Source organism: Mesorhizobium sp. M2A.F.Ca.ET.067.02.1.1, from assembly GCF_004023285.1.
Taxonomy (GTDB): Bacteria; Pseudomonadota; Alphaproteobacteria; order Rhizobiales; family Rhizobiaceae; genus Mesorhizobium.
In genome coordinates this window covers 1-3,192 of sequence record NZ_RZSB01000701.1, presented here as the reverse complement: position 1 = coordinate 3,192, position 3,192 = coordinate 1, and the positions used below count along the sequence as shown (strand labels likewise).

General features: G+C 63.3%; 5 protein-coding genes. 4 read left to right on the top strand and 1 reads right to left on the bottom strand.

Annotation, left to right across the window (positions count from 1 at the left end; genetic code table 11):
• The 3 genes from EOA28_RS30300 to EOA28_RS41200 all read left to right on the top strand — a co-directional run.
• On the top strand, nt 1-568 hold a 568-nt coding region (locus tag EOA28_RS30300; RefSeq protein WP_281060935.1), incomplete at its 5' end, for a glycine betaine ABC transporter substrate-binding protein.
• Nucleotides 565-1,194 carry an alpha/beta hydrolase gene (locus EOA28_RS30295; protein WP_245501632.1) on the top strand — a complete coding sequence of 210 codons (630 nt, stop codon included), beginning with the start codon at nt 565-567 and terminating at the stop codon, nt 1,192-1,194. The genes EOA28_RS30300 and EOA28_RS30295, both read left to right, overlap by 4 nt.
• Nucleotides 1,195-1,211: 17 nt before the next feature.
• Entirely contained in the window at nt 1,212-1,400 is a 189-nt protein-coding gene (locus EOA28_RS41200; protein WP_245467105.1) for an alpha/beta fold hydrolase, read from the top strand.
• A gap of 82 nt (nt 1,401-1,482) precedes the next feature.
• Here EOA28_RS41200 and EOA28_RS30290 read toward each other — a convergent pair whose 3' ends face one another.
• Nucleotides 1,483-2,076, bottom strand: a complete 594-nt coding sequence (locus EOA28_RS30290) for a hypothetical protein (RefSeq protein WP_245463273.1) — start codon at nt 2,074-2,076, stop codon at nt 1,483-1,485.
• Between the two features lie 256 nt (nt 2,077-2,332).
• On the opposite strand from EOA28_RS30290, the gene EOA28_RS30285 reads away from it, so the two are divergent.
• Nucleotides 2,333-3,192 (top strand): metallophosphoesterase (locus tag EOA28_RS30285; protein ID WP_189342256.1); only part of this gene is annotated, 860 nt, incomplete at its 3' end.

Sequence of the window (3,192 nt, the reverse complement as noted above, 5' to 3'; positions counted from 1 at the left end):
GGACGCCGGCGTCAAGGACCTCTCCGACCTGCACAAATTCGCCGACAAGTTCGGCAAGAAGATGTATGGCATCGAGCCGGGCTCCAACCAGCTGATGATGGACGCCATCGCCGATCCGCAATTCGGCCTTGACGGCTGGCAGGTGGTCGAGTCGAGCGAAGCCGGCATGCTCTCGGAGGTCGGCTACGAGATCAAGGAGAAGCAGTTCATCGTCTTCCAGGGCTGGGCGCCGCGTCCGATGAACACGATGTACGACTTCAAGTATCTGACCGGCGGCGACAAGTTCTTCGGTCCGAATTTCGGCGCCGCCACCGTGACCACCCAGGTGCGCAAGGGCTACCTGCAGGAATGCTCGAACGTCGCGCAGTTTCTCAAGAACCTTGCCTTCGACATCGACATGGAAAATGTCGGCATGGGTTATCTGATCAACGATGGCATGAAGCCGGAAGACGGTGCGCTGAAGTCGATCACCTTGCACAAGGATCGCCTCGACGCCTGGCTGGCCGGTGTCACCACCTTCGACGGCAAGCCCGGCCTTGCCGCGGTCAAGGAAAAGCTCGGACTGTGAGCCAGGCAGCCCCGGAGCTGACGGTTCAGGACATCGAGCAATCCACCTGGGCCTCCCGCAAGCGGATTGTCGATGTCGGCGGCCTCGACCTAGCCTATGTCGAGGTCGCCGGTTCGGAGCCGCCGCTTGTCCTGGTGCATGGCTTCACCGACACCAGCCGCAGTTTTTCGCTGCTGGCCCCGCATCTTTCCGGGCGCCGGCTGATCATGCCGGATCTGCGTGGCCACGGTGCCTCAAATGCGGGCGAGGGGTGCAGCGTCGCCGATTTCGCTGACGACATTGCCGGGCTGATCCGGCGCTTGCGGCTGGACCGACCGGTTGTCGTCGGACACTCGCTTGGCGGCATGGTGTCGATCGCGCTGGCCGCACAATATCTGAACGTGATCGGAGGGCTGGTCATCCTGGCCAGCACGCTGAAGCCCGATTTCGGATCGCATCACCAACTGATCGACGGCGTGGCGGCCCTGCGCGACCCGATCTCGCCGTCCGATCCGTTCTATGACTGGTGGCATGCCTGCCAGCCGGGCGTGCCGCAGGCATTTCTCGCCGGTCTCGCGCAGGACGCCTCCGCGATTCCGGCGGCGCGCTGGCGCCCATTCTCGAAGAGATCCGCCGCACCGATCTGACCACCGCGGCGCGGGCCGTGCGGGTCCCGACGCTGATCATCGCCGGCGGGCGCGATCCGCTTTTCGGCGAAGCGCACCAGCGGGCGCTGGTCCAGGCAATTGCCGGATCGCGTCTGGTCTGGGCGCGGGACTGCGGCCACAACCCGCATTGGGAAGACCCGGCCTTTGTCGCCAAGCCAATAGCCGGCGTCCTGTCAGCCGAGTGACTGCCGCAGGATCCTGTTGCGATAGACGCCGGCAGGACAAAAGGGGGATCGCCTTCGCTCGAAAATTCAAGAACGACTGCCACTATTCCTTCAGCGGCTTGATCCTCTCGAACCCCACCTCGCTCTGCGCGCTCGTCCCCTCATCATACCGCCGCGCCAGCACCGCCTGCAGGTCCGGTGAATAGAGCGCGGTGAAGGTATCGATGACGTTGCCCGTGCTGCCGGTGATCGTTTCGCCGACCACGAGCACATTATACTTGCAGTCGCCGAGCCTGTAGGTGTCCTTGCCTTTGACGGTGAGCGCCAGCGTCTCGGTGCTCTGCGGCGTCTTTTTCGAAGACAGCCGCACGAATTCGGTCTTGCTCTTGGCGCCCGCCTTCAGCGGGAACAGCTTCTTCAAGTCGCCGAGCGGGATCATCGACAGCCGCCCGGTGTCGCTGTCGCGGAACACCTCGATCAGCCCGGCATAGAGATACTGCGTCTGCGGCGAATCCGATTGATATTTGTTGGCGACCGCGACCATGCCGCCGGGCGCCGGCCGGAACTCGCTGCTTATGCCGGGTTTTTCGAGCACGAAGCCGGCTTTTGCGGATTTGGCGTCGACGCAGTCTGCGGCCTGCGCGCCGCCGGCGAAGCCGAGCATGGCGAGCACCATGCCGGTTGTAAGGGCCTTCACGCCTTCCTCCCCTGGGTGCATGTACCAGAGCAATGACAGACCGCCGTCGCCCTGTCGACCCAGGAGCTTTCATGCCTTGGCATGAATAAAGCATGTCTCCCGAAAGTGGGAACCGGTTTCGGGATAAAGACATGCGTAAAATAAGAACCTAAAGCGCATGGAGCGAATCTGAAAGATCGCGACGCGCTTTAGTCTCCAGGCGCCGGCTGGGCATTGAACTGGACGAGGCGGGTCGAGAATGTTTAATCGGGTAACGATGAAACGTCCCTCGCCAGCAACCATCTCGCGCCGTCTGCTCTTCGCCCGGATGGGTGGCCTCGTTGCGGCCTGCGCTCTGCCTCGCGTCGCCTTCGGCCAGACCGGAAAGCGCATCCAGCCGATCGACGCCACCTTCCTCTTCGTCGCCGATATCCATGCCTGCCGCATGGCGAGCGGCCTCAGCCCCAATTGCCTGCAGGAAGGCAAGACCGATGCAGCACTTCTGCGCAATGTCGCGGCCTTGAACGCCATTGCCGACAAGAAGTGGCCGGCCGAGATCAACGGCGTCTCCACCGGCCTGCATTCGGCCGGCACCCGCATCGGCACGCCGCTCGGCCTCGTCACCGGCGGCGACATCACCGATGATGGCGGTGGCCAGGTCACCGAGCCCATCGAAGGCACGCAGCTTCTGCAGTTCTCCCAGCGCTACCAGGAAGGCATCGGGCCGGATCGCGTCCACATCCCGGTCTATGTCGGGCTCGGCAATCACGATCTCGACCAGAACGGCTCGCCGCCGCATGTAGATTGGTATCGCCGCGAATTGCGAGATTATGTCGAGGTCAACCATCGCCCGGGCGTGTTCTTCAAGCCACCGGTGCCGGCAACCGAATATGATGTCGATACCGACTGCTATTCCTGGGACTGGGGCGGCCTGCATCTCATCCAGACGCACCGCTTCGCCGGCGACACCGGCCATGGCGCGCCGAGCAGCCTGCCCTGGCTGAAGCAGGACCTCGCCACCTATGCCGGCGACGGCCGTCCCGTGGTCATCTTCCAGCATTATGGTTGGGACACTTTCTCGACCGAGCGCTGGGATCCGATGAAACGCACCTATGACGACGATGGTTCAGGCCGCCC